The sequence below is a fragment of the Streptomyces acidiscabies genome, from assembly GCF_020010905.1.
Taxonomy (GTDB): Bacteria; Actinomycetota; Actinomycetes; order Streptomycetales; family Streptomycetaceae; genus Streptomyces; species Streptomyces acidiscabies.
In genome coordinates this window covers 1650452-1670116 of the sequence record NZ_JAGJBY010000001.1, presented here as the reverse complement: position 1 = coordinate 1670116, position 19665 = coordinate 1650452, and the positions used below count along the sequence as shown (strand labels likewise).

General features: G+C 71.4%; 15 protein-coding genes. 7 read left to right on the top strand and 8 right to left on the bottom strand.

Going from position 1 to position 19665, the window contains the following annotated elements:
* Nucleotides 1-15: 15 nt before the first annotated feature.
* On the bottom strand, nucleotides 16-2856 hold the full coding sequence (secA, locus tag J8M50_RS07965) for a preprotein translocase subunit SecA (protein ID WP_010356947.1): 2841 nt from the start codon (nucleotides 2854-2856) through the stop codon (nucleotides 16-18).
* Between the two features lie 191 nt (nucleotides 2857-3047).
* Between secA and J8M50_RS07960 the strand changes: the two genes are divergently transcribed.
* Nucleotides 3048-3593 carry a GNAT family N-acetyltransferase gene (locus J8M50_RS07960; protein WP_010356948.1) on the top strand — a complete coding sequence of 182 codons (546 nt, stop codon included), beginning with the start codon at nucleotides 3048-3050 and terminating at the stop codon, nucleotides 3591-3593.
* A 384-nt stretch (nucleotides 3594-3977) separates the two neighbouring features.
* The gene (locus tag J8M50_RS07955) at nucleotides 3978-5183 is read left to right on the top strand and encodes a winged helix-turn-helix domain-containing protein (protein WP_010356949.1); all 1206 of its coding nucleotides are present in this window, start codon (nucleotides 3978-3980) and stop codon (nucleotides 5181-5183) included.
* Between the two features lie 22 nt (nucleotides 5184-5205).
* Here J8M50_RS07955 and J8M50_RS07950 read toward each other — a convergent pair whose 3' ends face one another.
* The 7 genes from J8M50_RS07950 to mtnA all read right to left on the bottom strand — a co-directional run bounded on the left by J8M50_RS07950 (nucleotide 5206) and on the right by mtnA (nucleotide 14036).
* Nucleotides 5206-5952, bottom strand: coding sequence for a response regulator (locus tag J8M50_RS07950; protein WP_010356950.1), 747 nt, complete (start codon nucleotides 5950-5952; stop codon nucleotides 5206-5208).
* A 202-nt stretch (nucleotides 5953-6154) separates the two neighbouring features.
* Entirely contained in the window at nucleotides 6155-6853 is a 699-nt protein-coding gene (gene hpf, locus J8M50_RS07945; protein WP_010356951.1) for a ribosome hibernation-promoting factor, HPF/YfiA family, read from the bottom strand.
* A gap of 314 nt (nucleotides 6854-7167) precedes the next feature.
* Entirely contained in the window at nucleotides 7168-7968 is an 801-nt protein-coding gene (locus tag J8M50_RS07940; protein WP_100216853.1) for a ComF family protein, read from the bottom strand.
* A 263-nt stretch (nucleotides 7969-8231) separates the two neighbouring features.
* Nucleotides 8232-10049, bottom strand: a complete 1818-nt coding sequence (locus J8M50_RS07935; protein ID WP_010356954.1) for an LpqB family beta-propeller domain-containing protein — start codon at nucleotides 10047-10049, stop codon at nucleotides 8232-8234.
* The gene (mtrB, locus tag J8M50_RS07930; protein ID WP_029184273.1) at nucleotides 10039-12081 is read right to left on the bottom strand and encodes an MtrAB system histidine kinase MtrB; all 2043 of its coding nucleotides are present in this window, start codon (nucleotides 12079-12081) and stop codon (nucleotides 10039-10041) included. Before mtrB ends, J8M50_RS07935 begins: the two co-directional genes overlap by 11 nt.
* A gap of 1 nt (nucleotide 12082) precedes the next feature.
* Nucleotides 12083-12772: a two-component system response regulator MtrA gene (mtrA, locus tag J8M50_RS07925; RefSeq protein ID WP_005316841.1), complete on the bottom strand. Its 690-nt coding sequence runs from the start codon at nucleotides 12770-12772 to the stop codon at nucleotides 12083-12085.
* A 124-nt stretch (nucleotides 12773-12896) separates the two neighbouring features.
* Entirely contained in the window at nucleotides 12897-14036 is a 1140-nt protein-coding gene (gene mtnA / locus J8M50_RS07920) for an S-methyl-5-thioribose-1-phosphate isomerase (RefSeq protein WP_059048258.1), read from the bottom strand.
* A 140-nt stretch (nucleotides 14037-14176) separates the two neighbouring features.
* On the opposite strand from mtnA, the gene J8M50_RS07915 reads away from it, so the two are divergent.
* From J8M50_RS07915 to J8M50_RS07895, 5 genes are read left to right on the top strand one after another with little or no spacing between them, the layout of a single operon-like run.
* Nucleotides 14177-15460 carry a DUF7847 domain-containing protein gene (locus tag J8M50_RS07915; RefSeq protein WP_010359267.1) on the top strand — a complete coding sequence of 428 codons (1284 nt, stop codon included), beginning with the start codon at nucleotides 14177-14179 and terminating at the stop codon, nucleotides 15458-15460.
* 4 nt (nucleotides 15461-15464) lie between these two features.
* Complete coding sequence (locus tag J8M50_RS07910; protein WP_010359266.1) at nucleotides 15465-16157, top strand: DUF4129 domain-containing protein; 693 nt, start codon at nucleotides 15465-15467, stop codon at nucleotides 16155-16157.
* Nucleotides 16154-17326, top strand: coding sequence for a DUF4350 domain-containing protein (locus J8M50_RS07905; RefSeq protein ID WP_010359265.1), 1173 nt, complete (start codon nucleotides 16154-16156; stop codon nucleotides 17324-17326). Before J8M50_RS07910 ends, J8M50_RS07905 begins: the two co-directional genes overlap by 4 nt.
* Nucleotides 17323-18315 carry an AAA family ATPase gene (locus J8M50_RS07900; RefSeq protein ID WP_010359264.1) on the top strand — a complete coding sequence of 331 codons (993 nt, stop codon included), beginning with the start codon at nucleotides 17323-17325 and terminating at the stop codon, nucleotides 18313-18315. The genes J8M50_RS07905 and J8M50_RS07900 overlap by 4 nt, the downstream gene beginning before the upstream one ends.
* Complete coding sequence (locus J8M50_RS07895; protein ID WP_010359262.1) at nucleotides 18315-19610, top strand: DUF58 domain-containing protein; 1296 nt, start codon at nucleotides 18315-18317, stop codon at nucleotides 19608-19610. The genes J8M50_RS07900 and J8M50_RS07895 overlap by 1 nt, the downstream gene beginning before the upstream one ends.
* The last annotated feature ends 55 nt before the right edge of the window (nucleotides 19611-19665 follow it).

Sequence of the window (19665 nt, the reverse complement as noted above, 5' to 3'; positions counted from 1 at the left end):
CAGCGCCCGCCGTATCTACTTCCGGCGCCGCTTCGCACCCTTCGCCTGCTTGCGCCGCTCCGCACGGGTCAGCCCGTCCGCCTCGGACCGCACCGGCTCCTCGTCCTCGTCGAAGTCACCCTCGATCGTGCCGCCCTCGCCGTCCACGGTCGGCGCGGAGAAGTGCAGCCGCTGCCGCTGCGGCGCGTCGAGACCCTTCGCCCGGATCTCGGGACGGGCACCGGCCTGCGCGGGAACCGCGTCCTGCTTCTCCAGGTCGGTCACCGCGTCGGAGACGGGCACCTCCTCGACCTGCTGCTCGACCTGGACCTCCAGGTTGAACAGGTAGCCGACGGACTCCTCCTTGATCCCGTCCATCATGGCCGTGAACATGTCGAAGCCCTCGCGCTGGTACTCGACCAGCGGGTCCTTCTGCGCCATGGCCCGCAGCCCGATGCCCTCCTGGAGATAGTCCATCTCGTAGAGGTGCTCACGCCACTTGCGGTCGAGGACGGACAGCACGACCCGCCGCTCCAGCTCCCGCATGATCTCGGAGCCGAGCTGCGTCTCCCGGTCCTCGTACTGCGCGTGGATGTCGTCCTTGATGGACTCGGCGAGGAACTCGGCGGTGAGCCCGGCGCGGTCGCCCGCGGCGTCCTCCAGCTCCTCGACGGTGATCTTCACCGGGTAGAGCTGCTTGAACGCGCCCCACAGCCGGTCGAGATCCCAGTCCTCGGCGAAGCCCTCGGCCGTCTCGGCGGAGACGTACGCGTCGATCGTGTCGTCCATGAAGTGCACGACCTGCTCCTGAAGGTCCTCACCCTCAAGAACGCGCCGCCGCTCGCCGTAGATGACCTCGCGCTGCCGGTTGAGCACCTCGTCGTACTTCAGGACGTTCTTGCGCGTCTCGAAGTTCTGCTGCTCGACCTGCGACTGCGCGGACGCGATCGCGCGGGTGACCATCTTGTTCTCGATCGGCACGTCGTCCGGCACGTTCGCCATGGACATCACGCGCTCGACCATCTGCGCCTTGAACAGCCGCATCAGGTCGTCACCGAGGGAGAGGTAGAACCGCGACTCACCGGGGTCGCCCTGACGCCCGGAACGACCGCGGAGCTGGTTGTCGATACGGCGCGACTCGTGCCGCTCGGTGCCCAGCACGTAGAGGCCGCCGGCCGACTCGACCTCGTCCTTCTCGGCCTTGACCGCCAGCGTGGCCTTCTCCAGCGCGGCGGGCAGCGCCTGCGCCCACTCCTCGATGTGCTCCTCGGGGTCGAGGCCGCGCTGGCGCAGCTCCGCCTCGGCGAGGTCCTCGGGGTTGCCGCCGAGCTTGATGTCGGTACCGCGGCCGGCCATGTTCGTCGCGACCGTGACAGCGCCCTTGCGGCCGGCCTGCGCGACGATCGACGCCTCGCGCTCGTGGTGCTTCGCGTTCAGCACCTCGTGCTGGATGCCGCGCTTGGAGAGCTGCTGCGAGAGGTACTCGGACTTCTCGACGGAGGTCGTGCCGACCAGGATCGGCTGGCCCTTCTCGTGCTTCTCCGCGATGTCGTCGACGACCGCCTCGAACTTGGCGACCTCGGTGCGGTAGATCAGGTCCGACTGGTCCTTGCGGACCATCGGCCGGTTCGTCGGGATCGGGACGACGCCGAGCTTGTAGATCTGGTGGAACTCGGCGGCCTCGGTCATCGCCGTACCCGTCATGCCCGACAGGCCCGCGACGTCCTTGCCGCTGTGGTCGGCGCGCTTGTAGAGGCGGAAGAAGTTCTGGAGGGTGATCGTGGCGAGCGTCTGGTTCTCGTCCTTGATGTCCACCCCTTCCTTCGCCTCGATCGCCTGGTGCATGCCCTCGTTGTAGCGGCGGCCGGCGAGGATACGGCCGGTGTGCTCGTCGACGATCATGACTTCGCCGTCCATGACGACGTAGTCCTTGTCCTTCTTGAAGAGCTCCTTCGCCTTGATGGCGTTGTTCAGGTAGCCCACCAGAGGGGTGTTCACCGACTCGTAGAGGTTGTCGATGCCCAGCCAGTCCTCGACCTTGGCGACACCGGACTCGTGGATCGCGACCGTGCGCTTCTTCTCGTCGACCTCGTAGTCGCCGGTCTCCTCCAGGCCCTTCAGCGGGTTGCCCGCCTCGCCCTTCTTCAAGCGGAGTACGAGCTTGGCGAAGTCGCCGTACCACTTCGTCGCCTGGTCGGCCGGGCCGGAGATGATCAGCGGCGTACGGGCCTCGTCGACCAGGATCGAGTCGACCTCGTCGACGATCGCGAAGTTGTGGCCGCGCTGGACCAGCTCGTCCTGCGACCACGCCATGTTGTCGCGCAGGTAGTCGAAGCCGAACTCGTTGTTCGTGCCGTACGTGATGTCGCAGGCGTACTGCTCGCGGCGCTGCGCCGGCGTCATGTTCGCCAGGATGCAGCCGACCTCGAGACCGAGGAAGCGGTGCACCCGGCCCATCATCTCGGAGTCGCGCTCGGCCAGGTAGTCGTTGACCGTGATGAGGTGCACGCCCTTGCCGGACAGCGCGTTCAGATACGCGGGCAGCGTGCCGACCAGCGTCTTGCCCTCGCCGGTCTTCATCTCCGCGACGTACCCCATGTGCAGCGCGGCGCCGCCCATGATCTGTACGTCGTAATGCCGCTGGCCGAGGACGCGCTTGGCGGCCTCGCGCACCGTGGCGAACGCCTCGGGCATCAGGTCGTCCAGGCTCTCACCATCGGCGTACCGCTGCTTGTACTCGTCCGTGAGGGCGCGCAGATCGGCGTCGGAGAGGTCGATGAAGTCCTCTTCGATGGAGTTGACCTGGTCCGCGATGCGGTGCAGCTTGCGCAGGATCTTGCCTTCGCCTGCACGCATGAGCTTCGAGAGGACGGACACGGGGGTTGGTCTCCTTGCCGGTCGGGCCTGGGACGGTCGGTGGTTCCTTATGTTGCTGAGCAACGGCCATCGTATGCGAGGACCCCACCACGCCGGGAGGCCCGCCGTGACACAGCCCACCCTCACAACGTCCGGCGCCCACGGATAGTGCCACCTCGACGAGAAATCGACGCCCCCCGCAGAATCACCCAATGCAGCCCGTCACCCTGACCTCGGCCCGCCTGACCCTGCGCCCAGTGGGCCCAGAGGACACCGAAGCGGTCCACGCAGCCGCCCAGGACCCCGAGATCCAACGCTGGACGACGATCCCGTCCCCCTACCTCCCCGAACACGCCCACGCGTTCACCACGGACATCGCCCCCGCAGGCTGGGCGACGAACACGATGTACACCTTCGGCGTCTACCTCCACCAGGGCCCCCTGACCGGCATGCTGAGCCTCACCCCCCGCACCCCAGGCACCACAGAAATCGGCTTCTGGACAGCCAAGCCACACCGCTCCCAGGGCTACACCACAGAAGCCACCCTCACAGCAGCCCACTGGTCCTTCACCCACCTGTCCACAGCCCGCCTGGAATGGCGAGCGGAAGTAGGCAACACCTCCTCAAGAGCGGTAGCCCAAAACGCAGGCTTCACATTCGAAGGCACACTCCGAGCAGCAACCGAAAACAAGGGCGTACGCAGAGACTGCTGGCTGGCGTCCCTACTCCCCCAGGACCTCAACACCCCACCCCACTAACCCATCAGACGCCAGACGACTACCCCACCCCACTCCAGCCCGTCCGGCGTTTGAGGACGAGGCCCGTACAGGGCCGACCTCCCCCCACAACGCGCACCTCCCTCACCCACCCCAGCCCACTCCCAGCCCGTCCGGCGCTTGAGGACAAGGCCCGTACAGGGCCGGCCCCACCCACAACCAGCACCTCCCCACCCACCCCAGCCCCCCACTTCAGCCCGTCCGGCGCTTGAGGACAAGGCCCCTTCAGGGCCGGCCCCACCCACCCTCCGCCAGCCCGGGGTCGAAGGGGCGGAGCCCCTGGGGATGGGACGGGTAGGGGCGGCGGGGGCGAGAAAACTCCAGGTCAGCCCCCACTGTCAGACCCACCCCCTATCGTGCGAAGACATGACGCCCCTCCCACCCCCAACCACCACCCTCACCCCCGACGAAGCCCGCCGCATCATCCTCAAGGCGCAGGGCCTCCTAGGCACCCCGGACCGCAGATCCGGCGTCCGAGGCACCCTCCGCCACCTGGGCGCGGTCCAACTGGACACGATCTCCGTCCTGGCCCGCTCCCACGAACTCATCCCGTACGCCCGCCTGGGCGCAGTGGGCCGCAAGACGGTGGAATCCGCGTACTGGACCCCGACCACCCCCACCACACCCCCACACGCGTTCGAGTACTGGTCCCACGCGGCCTGCATCCTCCCGATCGAGGAATGGCCCCACTTCGCGTTCCGCCGCCGCGCGTACAGAAACCGCCCCCACTGGAATCACACACTCCCGGACGGCGTCTACGACCAGGTGATCAAACAGCTCCGCACGGAGGGCCCGCTGACGGCCACGGAACTGGGCGGCGCGAAGAAGACGAGCGACTGGTGGGACTGGTCGGGCACAAAGGTCGCGGTGGAACGCGCACTGATGTACGGCGAGGTCGTCTGCGTGGACCGCAAAAGCTGGAAACGCGTCTACGACCTGGCAGAACGAGCAATCCCGGCAGACCTCCTGCACGACGACCTGTCGGACAGGGAGTGCGTACGCCGCCTGGTCCGCCTGGCCGGCGAGGCCCTGGGCGTGGGCACGAGATCGGACATCGCGGACTACCACCGCCTGAGAGCGGACCAGGTGGACGAGGTGATCGAGGACTCGGGCCTGACCCCGGTGACGGTGACGGGCTGGGGCAAACCGGCATGGGCGGACCCGAAGGCGCTGGAAACCCCTCCGAGGGGCCGCCACCGCACGACACTGCTGTCCCCGTTCGACTCCCTGATCTGGGAGCGCGCGAGAACGGAACGGGTCTTCGGCGTCACCCACCGCCTGGAGGCGTACGTCCCGAAGCCCAAGCGCGTACACGGCTATTTCGCGATGCCGGTCCTGGCGGGCGGTCGCCTGGTCGGCAGGGTGGACCCGGCAAGAGAGGGCACCACGCTGGTGGCGAAGCAGGTCTCGCTGGACGGCCCGAAGGCGGTCCCGGCGGTGGCGCAGGCACTGGTGGAAGCGGCGAGCTGGGTGGACTGCACGGACATCAGGGTGGAGCGGGTGACACCGCAGGACCTCCAGGACCCCCTGGCGCAGGAGACGAGGAGGGCCCTGACCGCAGCCCTACGCTGAGCGCGGCTCCACACCGGGAAACTCACCGGATCTCAAGGATCTTCTCCCGCATCGCATAGACCACGGCCTCCATCCTGGAGTGCAGCTGAAGCTTCTCCAGGATGTTGCGCACATGGTTCTTCACAGTGTTCTCGGAGATGAACAGCTCCTTGGCGATGTCCCGGTTGTTCATCCCGGTGGCGACGAGCTTGAGCACTTCGAGTTCCCGGTCGGTGAGCCGCGGCGCGGGCACGAGCCGCCGCTCGTCGGTCCGCTGGATCATCGATTTGAACTCGGTGAGCAGTTTGGACGCCATGGAGGGACTGATCTGGGACTGCCCGTCGGCGACGGCACGGATCGCGGTGGCGACCTCGTCGGTGGAGATCTCCTTGAGCAGATACCCGGTGGCCCCGGCCTTGATCGCGTCGTAGAGGTCGGCTTCCTCGTCGCTTATGGTCAACATGATGATCTTCGCGCTGGGCGCCACCTCCTTGATGGAGGTGCAGGCCTCGATGCCCCCGCGCTTGGGCATCCGTACGTCCATCAGCACGATGTCGGGCAGCAGATCCGCGGCTTTGTCGACCGCCTCGGCCCCGTCCCCCGCCTCCCCGACGACCTGGATGTCCTCCTCGGCCGCGAGCACGATCTCCAGTCCCCGGCGGAACAGCGCGTGGTCGTCGACGACCAGCACTCTGATCGGCTCCCCCCGCGAGGTGCCCGCGTCCGGGCCCATGCCGACGACGCCGTCGCGTGCGTCCTCGTCCCGCATCGGTCCGAAGCTGTCCGCCATCGTTCCTCCCCCTGAGGCTGGGGCCGTTGGTCCGTGCCATCGCCAACCCGAGGCAACGGCCCACTCGTTGAGCCGCCCTGGCCATGATTCCATGCCCTGACGACAATGCGGTGACGGAGCAAGGCGTGAAGTGGTCGCACGCGGGTGCCCCTGGGGGCGCACACGCGCTCCAGGGGCACCCTGAGGGTCATCGCCGGCGCGGTCAGCCGCCGAGCGTGCCGCCCGGTTCGCCGCCGTGCGCCTGCGCGGTGACCATCGTGTCGGTCTGGAGGTGGATCACGCCGTAGTCGTACGCGTGCCGCCGGTAGACGACGCTGGATTCCTTGGTCTCGGAGTCGACGAAGAGGTAGAAGTCGTGTCCGACCAGTTCCATCTCGTAGAGCGCCTGGTCGAGGGTCATCGGGGCCGCGACGTGGGTCTTCTCCCGGACGACGAGGGGACCGTCGCCCTGCACCTCCAGCGAGCCCATCTTCTTCGTGGGTACGCCGCCGTCGCGGTCGGCGTCGACCGGCTCGCCGTCGCCGCCGTTGAGGGTGGCCACGCCCGGGACGTGGTCGGGGACCTCCGCCGCCGTCAGCCGGCGGGAGCCACGCCTGGTGTAGCGCTTGTCGTGCTGCTTGCGCAGCTGTGCGTCGAGCTTCTCCGCCGCCAGGTCGAGTGCCGCGTACGGGTCGCTGGCCGCCGCTTCCGCCCGGATCACCGGGCCGCGGGAACGCAGCGTGATCTCCACCCGGTCCCGGTGGTCGGCCTGCCGGGGATTCGGCTCCTTGGACACCTCGACGTCCAGGCTGATCACCTTGCCGTCGAGCTTCTGGATCTTCTCCACGTTCAGCTTCTCGGCCACGTGCTTACGGAACCGCTCGGCCACTTCGGTCTTACGGCCCTTGACGACGATGTCCACGCAGAACTCCGTTCCCGGATCGCTCCGCTCCGTCGCGGAGCATCTCCCTTTCGCACCAGATTCCGGTGGGCCCCGGAACCTTCCTACTCGGTGACGTCCACCTCCTCCCCCTGAGGAGAGATCCACATCCTGGGCGGCGCGGGTCTTTTCCCGAAACCGCGCACGGCATTTCGGATTCGAGAGATGCGGCCTGCGGCTTTCTCTCTCCGAACCGAACATATCTCGCCCGGACGGATGGCGTCACCCTCTACTCCCGCATACCTCCGTTCCGGTGAATTGCGCCTCTCACCAGCTGCAACGAAGCGCCTTCTCGATCAGTTCCGGTTTATTTCAAAAGAATCCGGTGATCCCGCGACCACGGCCGCGCACAGCACCCCTCGTCGCCTCCTCTCCACCGGGTGAGGCCCTTCCCGGGCGACTTCACCGGACACTTCTTCACCTCCCCCCTCACACGCCTCCCCAACCACCCGCGCGGCCTCCGCGAGCGACGCCCCGGTAGTGACGATGTCGTCGACGAGCACGACAGCTCTCCCCCGCAGTACCCGCACCCCCGCGGGACTCACCCGCAACGCCCCCGCCAGGTTCTCCCGCCGCTCCCAGAACCCGAGCCCGGCCTGATCCCGCACCCCCACCCGCTGCCGCACCACGGACGCGACCCGCACGTCCACCCCACCCCGCCGCAACACTCCCGCAGCGGCCAACGCCACCCGCCGAACCGGATCATGCCCCCGAGCCCGCACAGCCCCACGCCCGGACGGCACGGGGACGAGCAACACCTCACCGCCCACAGTCGGCCCATCTCCTGGAAGCGCCCCTCCCAGCCCCACCCCCACAGCCCGAGCCAACCCCGCCCCCAGCGCCCCCACCAGCCCCAACGCCCCCCGCTCCTTGTGCGCCAGCAACACCTCCCGCACCGCTCCCGCGTACGGCCCCGCCGCACACACCGGCGGCAACCCGGCCTGCCGCCGCCTGATCCGCACCCACCGCGCCTCCTCTCCGCTCAACGCCTCCCGGCACTGCGCGCAGAGCACCGTACGAGCCCGCCCGCACCCCGCGCACTCCCCCGGCAACACCAGGTCACCGAGGTCCCTCCAGTACCGCCGTACACCGTTCACACACTCCACTGTGCCCACGCCGCCGCCCAGCCGCCACCCCTGTGGAAAACTCCTGACGCGCACCCGACACCCCAGCCGGAACCCCCTCGAACACCCCGGTCCCCCCTGGTCCTGCGCCGCCCCTTCACCACTCCCACCACCAGGCCCCGCCGACCGACCAGCCGAAGCCACCCCGGCACAACCCACGGCACCCCGCACCTCACCCCACCGACCCCGGCACCGGATCTGCCACCGCCCCCAACCCCGGTGGCAGACCCCCGAGTTCACCCCGGATAGAACGCCACCGAAGCCGTCGGCTTCAGCGTCCGCCACCCGCTCCCACCCGGCAGCCACAGCAACCCGTCCTTGGACGTGGCGAACAACGGCGCCTCGCTGTCCTCGGACGCGGCGATGCTCTGCACCTCGGTGAGCCCGGGCAGCGCACCGGTCTCCGGCACCGACCCGTCGCACTGGACGTACTGCACCTGCTCGACCCCGCCGGTCTCCTTGCCGACCACGACGAGCCGGCTGTCGGAGGCCCAGGACACGGCGGTCACCTGCTCCAACTCGGGCGTGGCGGACCGCAGTTCCTGCACGGACACGGTCTCGCGGCCGTCACTGCCCTCGTCCCGCTCGACCCGCCCGACGAGCAGCGACTGCCGCCCCCCGGACTCGACGACGAGCGCGACCCGCACCCCGTCGGCCGCCATCCGCACCGCGTTGATCCGCCCCGTGAGACCGGGCGTGCTCACCACGACGGGCGTGTCGTCGCCCTTGGCGAGCAGGTAGAGCCGGGGCGTCAGGGGATTGCGGTCGGCAACCCACAGATCGCCCTGCGCGTCCCAGGTGGGCGTGGTGAACCGGTCCTTCTCGGTCGCGCCCGCGCTGGCCAGCACGGGGTTGCCGAGCTGGCTGCCGGACGCCAGCGAGGTGACGTACAGCTGCTTGCCGTCGAGGGTGACCCCGGCGGCCTCGTGCTCGTCCCGGGACACGGCCACGGACCGCAGCGCCTTGCCGCCGTCCCCGAACGCGCCGGGCACCGACTCGGGCGCGGCGTCGTTGCCGTCGGCCGCCATCCACTGGAGGCGGTGCTCGCCGTCGATGAAGTACAGGTGCCCGGGGCTCTGCGCGGACCCGCGCGCGGCGATCCCGGCCGAGCGCCCCTCGCCGAGCGAGCACAGCCGCCGTCCGTCGGCCTGGAGCTCGACCTCGTCGACGACCGGGGTGAGGCTCTGGAGGGTGAACAGGATCTGCGCGGCCATCTCGTCGCACTTGCCCTGCTTCACGCCCGCGGCCTTGCGGTCGAGCGGCACGGTGAGCTTGTTCTGGTCGTTCGGCACGAGCGGCCCGGCGTCGTCCGCGAGGGCCACACCGGTGGGGAAGCCCGACCGGACGACGGGCCGCAGCCAGTTCGTGGGCCCGTCGAGCAGGGAGCGCACCATCTGGGTCGTCGGGTCGACGCGCTTGCGCACGTACACGGGGTCCGCGACGGCGGCGGGCACGGTCCCCACGCGTGCGCGGGAGGCGAAGTAGTACTTGTTGACGGACGTGTAGTTGCGCGCGAAGTCCGACCGCCCCATGACGACGCCCTGGGGCAGTTCGTCGATCCGCCACTGCTCCTTGTCGTCCTGCACGAGGTGCAGGGTCTGCCGGTACTTGCCCACCTCAGGCGTGTACGACTGCTGCGCGTCCAGAGCGGCCACGCGCTCGCCGTCGAGGGTGATCGACATGTCCGCACCGCCCTCACGCCCGCCCGGGCGCTCCTGCATCGGCTGCGGGCCGACGTCGAGGACCGTCGTCGAGCTCTCCGGGTCCCAGGTCTTGGCGGCCTTGCCGATCAGGTACTTGCGGGCCGTCGCGTAGTCCGGGTCGTCGCTGGTCAGCGCTTCGAGGAAGCCCTGGACGATCGCCCCGGGCGTCGCCCCCTCCTGCGGCGGCATCGCGAACACCCGCACCTGCGTGTCCTGCCGGGGCGTCGACTCCACCCCGCGCAGATCCCCGTGGTCGGGCATCGAGGCACACCCGCTCAGCAGAACGGCCCCGCAGACGACGTACGCGGCAACGCGCCCCGGCACCCGCCGGGCACCCCCCTCACCGCCCACGAGCGGCCTCCCCTTCCTCGCTGGACAGGCCGGAAGCACCGCCCAGCCGCACTTCTGCCGAAGCCGGCTCCTCCACCGGGACCGGCCCTCCCGCGCGCGGTATGACCCGCGCCCCGCTCCCCGGCAACGCCGTCGGATCCGCCGTGGCGGAAACAGCGCCCACGCGCGGAAGCCGGTCGCCACTCTGCTGCACCGGCACGGTCGCGCTCTTCACGCGCGAGCGCGAGGCGCCGCCCGCCGCCCGGTTCCTGCGCGAGTCCTTCGGCTCCAGCGGTATCGGCGACCCGCGCAGCGGCTCGTCGGCCGTACGGGGAAGCGTCAGCCGGAACTGCGAGCCGCCCCCGGGCTCGCCCCACGCCTGGAGCCACCCGCCGTGCAGGCGCGCGTCCTCCAGGGCGATCGACAGCCCGAGCCCGGTCCCGCCGGTCGTCCTCGCGCGCGCGGGGTCGGCCCGCCAGAACCGGCTGAACACGCGCGTGGCCTCACCGGGCTTCAGCCCGACGCCGTAGTCGCGCACGGCGACGGCGACAGCCCCCCCGGCGGCGGCCAGCTTCACCACGACGTCCCGCCCCTCACCGTGCTCCACGGCGTTGACGACAAGGTTGCGCAGCACCCGCTCCACGCGCCGCGCGTCGGCCTCGGCGACGACGGGCTGCTGATCGCCGACGACGCGTACGGCCGTCCCCTTGCGCTCGGCGAGCGGCGCGGCCCCGTCGACGACCCGCCGTACGACCTCCCGGAGGTCTATCGGCTCGGCCTCCAGCGCCGCCGCGCCCGCGTCGAACCGGCTGATCTCCAGCAGGTCGGCGAGGAGCGTCTCGAACCGGTCCAGCTGGTCGGCGAGGAGCTCGGCGGAGCGCGCGGTCATCGGATCGAAGTCCTCGCGCGCGTCGTGGATGACGTCGGCGGCCATCCGTACGGTCGTCAGGGGGGTGCGCAGTTCGTGCGACACGTCGGACACGAACCGGCGCTGCATCCGCGAGAGGTCCTCCAGCTGCTGGATCTTCAGCTGGAGGTTCTGCGCCATCTTGTTGAACGCCTCGCCCAGGCGCGCGATGTCGTCCTCGCCGGTGACCTTCATCCGTTCCTGGAGCCGCCCGGCGGACAGCCGTTCGGCGATCCCGGCGGCCATCCGCACGGGCGTGACGACCTGCCGTACGACGAGCCAGGCGATCGCCCCGAGGAGGACGACGACGAAGAGCCCGGCGGTCGCCAGGGTGCCCTTGACGAGGCTGAGGGACTTCTCCTCCTGGGTGAGCGGGAAGAGGTAGTACAGCTCGTAGGCGGCGCCGTTGGGGTCGCTGAGCCGCTTGCCGATGACCAGCGCGGGCTGCGACTCCTTGCCGCTGTCGTAGCGGATGCGGGTGTAGCTCTGGGCGGCGGAGGTGGAGTCGTTCACCCGCGCGCGCAGGGCGTCCGGCACGCTCGCGGTGGGGCTCACGCCCCCGGAGGCGCGCGGCCCCGGCCCGCCCTCACCGCCGCCGATGGGCAGCGTGACGACGTCGAAGGCGCCCTGGCCGCCGCTGGAGAGCGACGACACGAGGACGCTGAGCCACGGGCTGACGTTCTGCGCGGAGCGGTCGGTGGAGGAGGCCGGCCCGTCGCCGGCGGCCTCCGTGTCGGCCTGCTGCTTGGCGACGGCGAACCCGCCGGTGGCCTGGCTCTGCGAGGCGCGCACCTTGGCGTCCAGCAGGCCGTTGCGGACCTGCCCGATGACGACGAACCCGAGCAGCAGGACGACGCCCAGGGACATCAGCAGGGTGGTGACGACGACCTTGAGCTGGATGTTGCGCCGCCACAGCCGCATCACCGGCAGCAGCGGACGCCGTACCCAGCGCAGCAGCAGCCGCAGCACTGGGCTGCCCTGTACGCCACCCTGGAGCAGTCCGCCGTCCAGGAGCCGCCCGAAGCGGTCCTTGGCCGTCCTGGGGCCCTTCAGGGCCCTCAGAGCCTGATCGCTCTCCCGGCCGACAGGCCGCTGCGGCCGGGCCCCTGACCGGCCTGGCGCCGAAGCGGCACTGTCCCCGGACATGTCAGCTCGGCCCGGCCTTGTAACCGACGCCGCGGACGGTCACGACGATCTCCGGCCGCTCCGGGTCCTTCTCGACCTTGGAGCGCAGCCGCTGCACGTGCACGTTGACCAGGCGGGTGTCGGCGGCGTGCCGGTAGCCCCACACCTGTTCGAGGAGCACCTCGCGGGTGAAGACCTGCCACGGCTTGCGCGCGAGCGCGACCAGCAGGTCGAACTCCAGCGGCGTCAGCGCGATCGACTGCCCGTCGCGCTTGACCGAGTGCCCGGCGACGTCGATGACCAGGTCGCCTATCGTCAGCTGCTCCGGCGCCGGCTCCTCGGACCGCCGCAGACGCGCGCGGATCCTCGCGACCAGCTCCTTCGGCTTGAACGGCTTGACGATGTAGTCGTCGGCCCCGGACTCCAGGCCCACCACCACGTCGACGGTGTCGCTCTTCGCCGTGAGCATCACGATCGGTACTCCGGACTCCGCCCGGATCAGCCGGCACACCTCGATGCCGTCCCTTCCGGGCAGCATCAGGTCCAGCAGCACCAGATCCGGCTTGGCCTCCCGGAAAGCAGCCAGCGCCTTGTCACCGTCGGCTACGAAAGACGGCTCAAAACCCTCACCACGCAGCACGATGCCGAGCATCTCGGCCAGTGCGGTGTCGTCGTCGACGACAAGGACTCGTCCCTTCATAAACGACATCATCCCATTCTCATAACGGTGCCTGGAGCGCAGGTGAGGCAGGTCACTGACCCGTGACCATAGCCGCACCGACCGGTCACTGTCTGCCCAGGCCCCCTCCCACCCGCACCCACGCACCCACGTACGGCTAGATCGTCACCCGCCGTGACCTCGTGCACAGCCCTGCGATCGCCTCCGCGGTCACCGGCGCGACGGCCCCCTCCTCGGTGACGACGGCCGTCACCAGCTCGGGCGGCGTCACATCGAAAGCCGGGTTGTACGCCTGGGTGCCGAGCGGCGCGACGGGGATCCCGCCGCCCGATCCGACGACCGGCGCCTGCGGTACGACGGCCTCCGTCACCTCGTACCCGGGCCGCTGCTCGACCTCGATCGACGCCCCGTCAGGTGTCGCCAGATCGATCGTCGTCACCGGCGCGACCACGACGAACGGCACGTGGTGGTAGCGCGCGAGGACCGCCAGCGGATAGCTTCCGATCTTGTTCGCCACCGACCCGTCGGCCGCGATCCGGTCCGCCCCGATCAGCACCGCGTCGACCTCCCCGGCCGCGAACAGCGACCCCGCCGCGTTGTCGGTGAGCAGCGTGTACGCCATCCCGCTGCGCGCCGCCTCGTACGCCGTGAGACGCGCCCCCTGGAGCAGCGGGCGCGTCTCGTCCACCCACAGCCTGCGCAGCCGCCCCGCGCGGTGCGCGGCCAGCGCCACCGCGAACGCCGTCCCCTCCCCGCCGGACACCAGCGAACCGGTGTTGCAGTGGGTGAGGATCCGGTGCCCGCCGCCCGGCAGCAGCTCGTCGAGGAGCGCGAGCCCGTGCCGCGCCATCCCGGCGCTGGCCTCGGCGTCCTCCTGGTGCAGCCGCCGCGCCGCAGCCAGCGCCGCCTGCGCGGCCCGCTTCTCGTCCCCACCCTCGCCGAGCGCGGCCCGGTGCGCGTCCAGGGCCCGCGTCACGCCGACGGAGAGGTTCACGGCGGTCGGGCGCGCACCCGCGAGAGCCGCCGCCGCCTCCTGGGCGTCGAACCCACGCGCGGCGGCGAGCGCGACCCCGTACGCCCCGGCGATGCCCAGCAGTGGCGCCCCGCGCACGGCGAGCGACCTGATCGCCTCCACCAGCACGGACGCGTCCGTGCACACCAGCTCGACCTCCTCGGCGGGCAGTCTCGTCTGGTCGAGGAGGACGAGAACGGGTCCTTCCGGCAGCTCCTCCCATCGGATCACCGGTATCCCGGTGGGGTGGTTGTCGTCTCCCGTGTGCGTGTACGGATCAGCCATGCGGTGAGTCTGCCCAGGATCCGCCGGACCATGGAAGGTTCGCGGTCCCCACCTCGGCCGGTCCCGCTGTCGGTGCCCCATGACACGATGGCACCCAACCTGCCGCCGCGACCGCGGACCGGCGCCGTGAAGGAGCGACGATGAACGACACTCCGGGCTGGGCCTCGCCCGGATCGGCCCCCGAGGGCCCCGAAGGACAGGAGTCCACCCCGCCCTCGGACCAGCAAGGCGGCCGACCGTCCGACTCCGGCACGCAGTGGTCCGAGAAACAGCCGCCCGCCGGCCAGTGGACCGCGCCCACGCGCCAGACGCCCGGCCAGACGCCCCCGCCGCCCCCACCGGGCCCGGGCGCCCCCACGGGCTGGAACGCCCCGACGACCCACCCCGGCGGCACCTACGGGACCCCCGGCGGCTGGGGCACCGGCTGGGGAGGCCCCCCGCCCGCCGCCAAGCCCGGCATCATCCCGCTGCGCCCCCTGGGCGTCGGCGAGATCCTCGACGGCGCGGTCTCCACCATGCGCACGTACTGGCGCACGGTCCTCGGCATCTCCCTGGCCGTCGCCGTCGTCGTGGAGATCATCACCGTCCTCGTCCAGGGCCTGCTCCTGGACGACGCGAGCACGGACGCCATCGGCGACCCGAACGCCAGCTTCGACGAGGTCAGCCGCGCCCTGGGCGATTCGATGACCGCCTCGGCGGTCGTCTACGCGGTCTCCCTGATCGGCACGGTCATCGCGACCGCCCTGCTCACCACCGTCGTCAGCCGCGCGATCCTCGGCAGGGCCGTCTCGCCCGGCGAGGCCTGGCGCGACGCCCTCCCGCGCCTGCCGCGCCTGTTCGCGCTGATCCTGCTGATGATGGTCCTCGTGGTCGGCACGATGGTCGTCGGCGCCCTGCCCGGCATCCTCCTGGCCGCCGCGGGCGGCGCCACGGCGGCCGGCGTCGCCCTGGCCCTCGTCGGCGTCTTCGCCGGGCTCGCCGTCGCCATCTGGCTCGGCGTCCGCTTCTCCCTCGCGCCGCCCGCGCTGATGCTGGAGAAGCAGGGCATCAAGAAGGCGCTGGGCCGCTCCGTCAAGCTGGTGCGCGGCTCCTGGTGGCGGGTCTTCGGCATCCAGCTGCTCGGGACGATCATCTCCAACATCCTCGCGATGATCGTCGTCGTCCCGTTCGCCCTGGTCGGCGCCGCCTTCGGGGGCGATGGCCTGAACGGCTTCACCGACCCCGCCGTCACCTACGGCTGGACGTACCTGATCATCAGCGGCATCGGCGCCGTCATCGGCTACATGATCACGTTCCCGATCACCGCGGGCGTCTCCGTGCTCCTGTACGTCGACCAGCGCATCCGGCGCGAGGCCCTCGACCTCGAACTCGCCCGCGCCGCAGGCCTCCAGGACTACGGCACCACCGCCACCCCCGGGAGCTGACGGCGTGCACCGGACGGGGGGAACGGTCGGGGCCCTGTGGTCGGCGGTGGCCTCGGACGACACACCGCCGCTGACCACACCCCGCGATCCCGCGCGGGAGGCGGCCCGCCGCGAACTGTCCAGGCGGCTGTACCACGAGAACGACCCCAACCTCGTCCAGCGCGCCCTGGACGCCTTCTGGAAGTGGCTGGGCGACCTCTTCGACACGGCGGCCGGCGCCACCCCGGGCGGCCCGCTCGGCCTCGCCGTCATCGCCCTGGCCGTCATCGCCGTCGCAGCCGCCCTGTGGTGGCGCCTGGGCGCCCCCCGCCGTACGCCCGTCTCCCCGTCCGACGCCCTCTTCGGCGCCCGCGCCCGCAGCGCCGCCGACCACCGCGCCGCCGCCGAGGAGCACGCCGCCCACGGCCACTGGAACCAAGCCGTCCAGGAGCGGATGCGCGCCATCGTCCGCGCCCTGGAGGAGCGCGCCCTCCTCGACGCCCGGCCCGGCCGCACCGCCGACGAGGCCGCCGCCGAAGCCGCCCACGCCCTCCCCGACCACGCCGACGGCCTGCACTCCGCCGCCCGCGCCTTCGACGACGTCACGTACGGCGGCCGGTCCGCGAGCGAACAGTCGTACCGGCGCATCGCCGCCCTCGACGAGACCCTCGACCGTACGAAGCCCCGGCTCACGGACCGCCAGGGGGCCGCCCGATGACCACATCGGCCTCCCCCACCGCCCGCCACCTGTGGACCCGCGCGCGGGGCGTCGCCCTCGCCGTCACCCTCCTCCTCGTCACGGGCGTCACCGTCGCCGCGCTCCAGTCCGACACCCACCACGGCGAACTCGACCCGCGCTCCGCCGACTCCTACGGCAGCCGCGCGATCGCCGAACTCCTCACCGCCCGGGGCGTCACCACGCGCGTGGTGACCACGCTGGCCGACGCGCGCGCGGCGGCAGGCCCCGACAGCACCCTCCTGGTCGCCGTCCCCGACCTGCTGACCGAACGCCAGCAGAGCGCCCTGCGCGCCACGACCGCCGGCTCCGGCGGCCGTACCGTCCTCGTCGCCCCCGGCAGCTGGTCCGTCCAGACCCTCGCCCCCGGGGTCGTCGCCGACCCGGCGACCAGCCGCGACACCACCCTCGACCCCGGCTGCGCGCTCCCCGAGGCCCACCGCGCGGGCGCCGCCGACACCGGCGGCCACCGCTACACCGTCACCCGCCAGGGCATCGACGAGTGCTACCCGAGCCGCCGCCTCGCCACCCTCCTGCGCGTCCCCGCCGACTCGGGGGACGGCGACACGATCGTCCTCGGCGCCCCCGACATCCTCCTCAACGACCGCCTCGACGAGCAGGGCAACGCCTCCCTCGCCCTCCAACTCCTCGGCTCCCGCCCGCATCTGGTCTGGTACCTCCCCTCGCTCTCCGACGCCACCGCCACCCCGCAGGAGGAGAAGAGCCTCCTCGACCTGCTCCCCTCCGGCTGGCTGTGGGGCACCCTGCAACTCTTCGTCGCCGCCGCGCTCGCCGCCCTGTGGCGCGCCCGCCGCTTCGGCCCGCTCGTCCCCGAACGCCTCCCGGTCGCGATCCGCGCCTCCGAGACCGTCGAAGGCCGCGCCCGCCTCTACCGCAGGGCCGACGCCCGCGACCGCGCCGCCGACGCCCTGCGCTCCGCCACCCGCATCCGCCTCGCCCCTCTCCTCGGCATCCCCGCCGCCCGGGCCCACACGCCCGAGACCCTGATCCCCGCCCTGTCCGACCGCCTCGGCGCCGACGGACAGACCCTGCACCCCCTCCTCTTCGGCCCCCCGCCAGGCGACGACGCGGCCCTGACCGCCCTCGCCGACCGACTCGACGCCCTCGAAAGTGAGGTACGCCGTCCATGACGGACCCGACCACTGACAACGCCGGGAACACCGGCGACCCGAGCGCCGCCCGCGCCTCCCTGGAGGCCCTGCGCGCCGAGATCGCCAAGGCCGTGGTCGGCCAGGACCCCGCCGTCACAGGCGTCGTCGTCGCCCTCCTGTGCCGGGGCCACGTCCTGCTCGAAGGCGTCCCCGGCGTCGCCAAGACCCTCCTGGTCCGCGCCCTGGCCGCCGCCCTCGACCTCGACACCAAGCGCGTCCAGTTCACCCCCGACCTCATGCCGAGCGACGTGACGGGCTCCCTCGTCTACGACACCCGCAGCGCCGAGTTCTCCTTCCAGCCCGGCCCGGTCTTCACCAACCTCCTCCTGGCCGACGAGATCAACCGCACCCCGCCGAAGACCCAGTCGTCCCTCCTGGAGGCCATGGAGGAGCGCCAGGTCACCGTCGACGGCACCCCGCGCGCCCTCCCCGACCCGTTCCTGGTCGCCGCCACCCAGAACCCCGTCGAGTACGAGGGCACCTACCCCCTCCCCGAGGCCCAACTCGACCGCTTCCTCCTCAAACTGACGATCCCCCTGCCCTCCCGCCAGGACGAGATCGGCATCCTCACCCGCCACGCGGAGGGCTTCGACCCCCGCGACCTGCGCGCCGCCGGCGTACGCCCCGTGGCGACCGCCGCCGACCTCGAAGCCGCCCGCGCGGCCGTCGCCAAGACCACCGTCTCCCCCGAGATCACCGCGTACGTCGTCGACATCTGCCGCGCCACCCGCGACTCCCCGTCGCTGACCCTCGGCGTCTCCCCGCGCGGAGCGACCGCGCTGCTGGCGGCCTCCCGCGCGTGGGCGTGGCTCACGGGCCGCGACTACGTCATCCCGGACGACGTGAAAGCCCTCGCCCTGCCGACACTCAGGCACCGCGTCCAGCTCCGCCCCGAGGCCGAGATGGAGGGTGTCACCGCCGACTCCGTCATCACTTCTGTCCTCGCCCACGTCCCCGTCCCCCGCTGATGGCGCTCACCGGCCGCGCCGCCCTCATCACCGCCCTCGGCTCCCTCCCGGTCGGCCTCTGGGACCCGAGCTGGACAGGCATCCTGGCCGTCAACGCCCCCTTGGCGCTGGCCTGCGCCTGCGACTTCGCCCTCGCGGCCCCCGTACGACGACTTTCCCTGACCCGCTCCGGCGACACAATTACCCGCCTGGGTGAGCCCGCGGACGTCACGTTGACGGTCACCAACCCGTCCCGCCGCCCCCTCAAAGCCGACCTCCGCGACGCCTGGCCCCCCAGCACAGCCCCGGAGACCGATCGCCACCCCATGGCGATCCCCACCGGCGAACGCCGCCGCGTCACCACCCGCCTACGACCGACCCGCCGCGGCGACCACCAGGCCGACCGCGTCACGATCCGCTCGTACGGCCCTCTCGGCCTCTTCACCCGCCAGGGCACCCACAAGGTCCCCTGGACGATCCGCGCTCTCCCCCCGTTCGCCAGCCGCAAACACCTCCCCGCCAAACTGGCCCGCCTCAGGGAGCTCGACGGCCGGACCAGCGTCCTCACGCGCGGGGAGGGCACCGAGTTCGACAGCCTCCGCGAGTACGTCCCCGGCGACGACACCCGCTCCATCGACTGGCGCGCCACCGCCCGCCAGACCACCGTCGCCCTGCGCACGTGGCGTCCCGAGCGCGACCGCCGCATCCTCCTGGTCCTCGACACCGGCCGCACCTCCGCGGGCCGCGTGGACGACGCACCACGTCTCGACGCCGCGATGGACGCCGCCCTCCTGCTGGCAGCCCTCGCCTCCCGCGCCGGCGACCGCGTCGACCTCCTGGCCCACGACCGCCGCACCCGCGCCCTGGTCCAGGGCCGCACCGCCCGGAACGTCCTCCCCTCCCTGGTCAACGCCATGGCCACCCTGGAAGCGGAACTGGTCGAAACAGACACCCGCGCCCTCACCTCGACGATCCTTCGTACGGCGCCCCGCCGCACATTGCTCGTCCTGCTGACGACGCTCGACGCGGCCCCCGTCGAAGAGGGCCTCCTCCCCGTCCTCCCTCAGCTCACCCAGCGCCACACGGTCCTCGTCGCCTCCGTCGCCGACCCACACATCGCCCGCATGGCAGCGGCCCGAGGCGATGTCGACGCGGTCTACGAAGCGGCAGCAGCAGCCCAGGCCCAGTCGGAACGCCACCGTACGGCCGAACAGCTCCGACGCCATGGGGTCACCGTCGTCGACGCGACTCCCGAGGAATTGGCACCCGCGTTGGCGGACGCGTATCTGGCACTGAAGGCGGCAGGGCGCCTGTAGAAAACAGAAAAGCCCCTCCGGAGGAAGGGGCTTAAAAGAAGGGCTCAAAAACAAG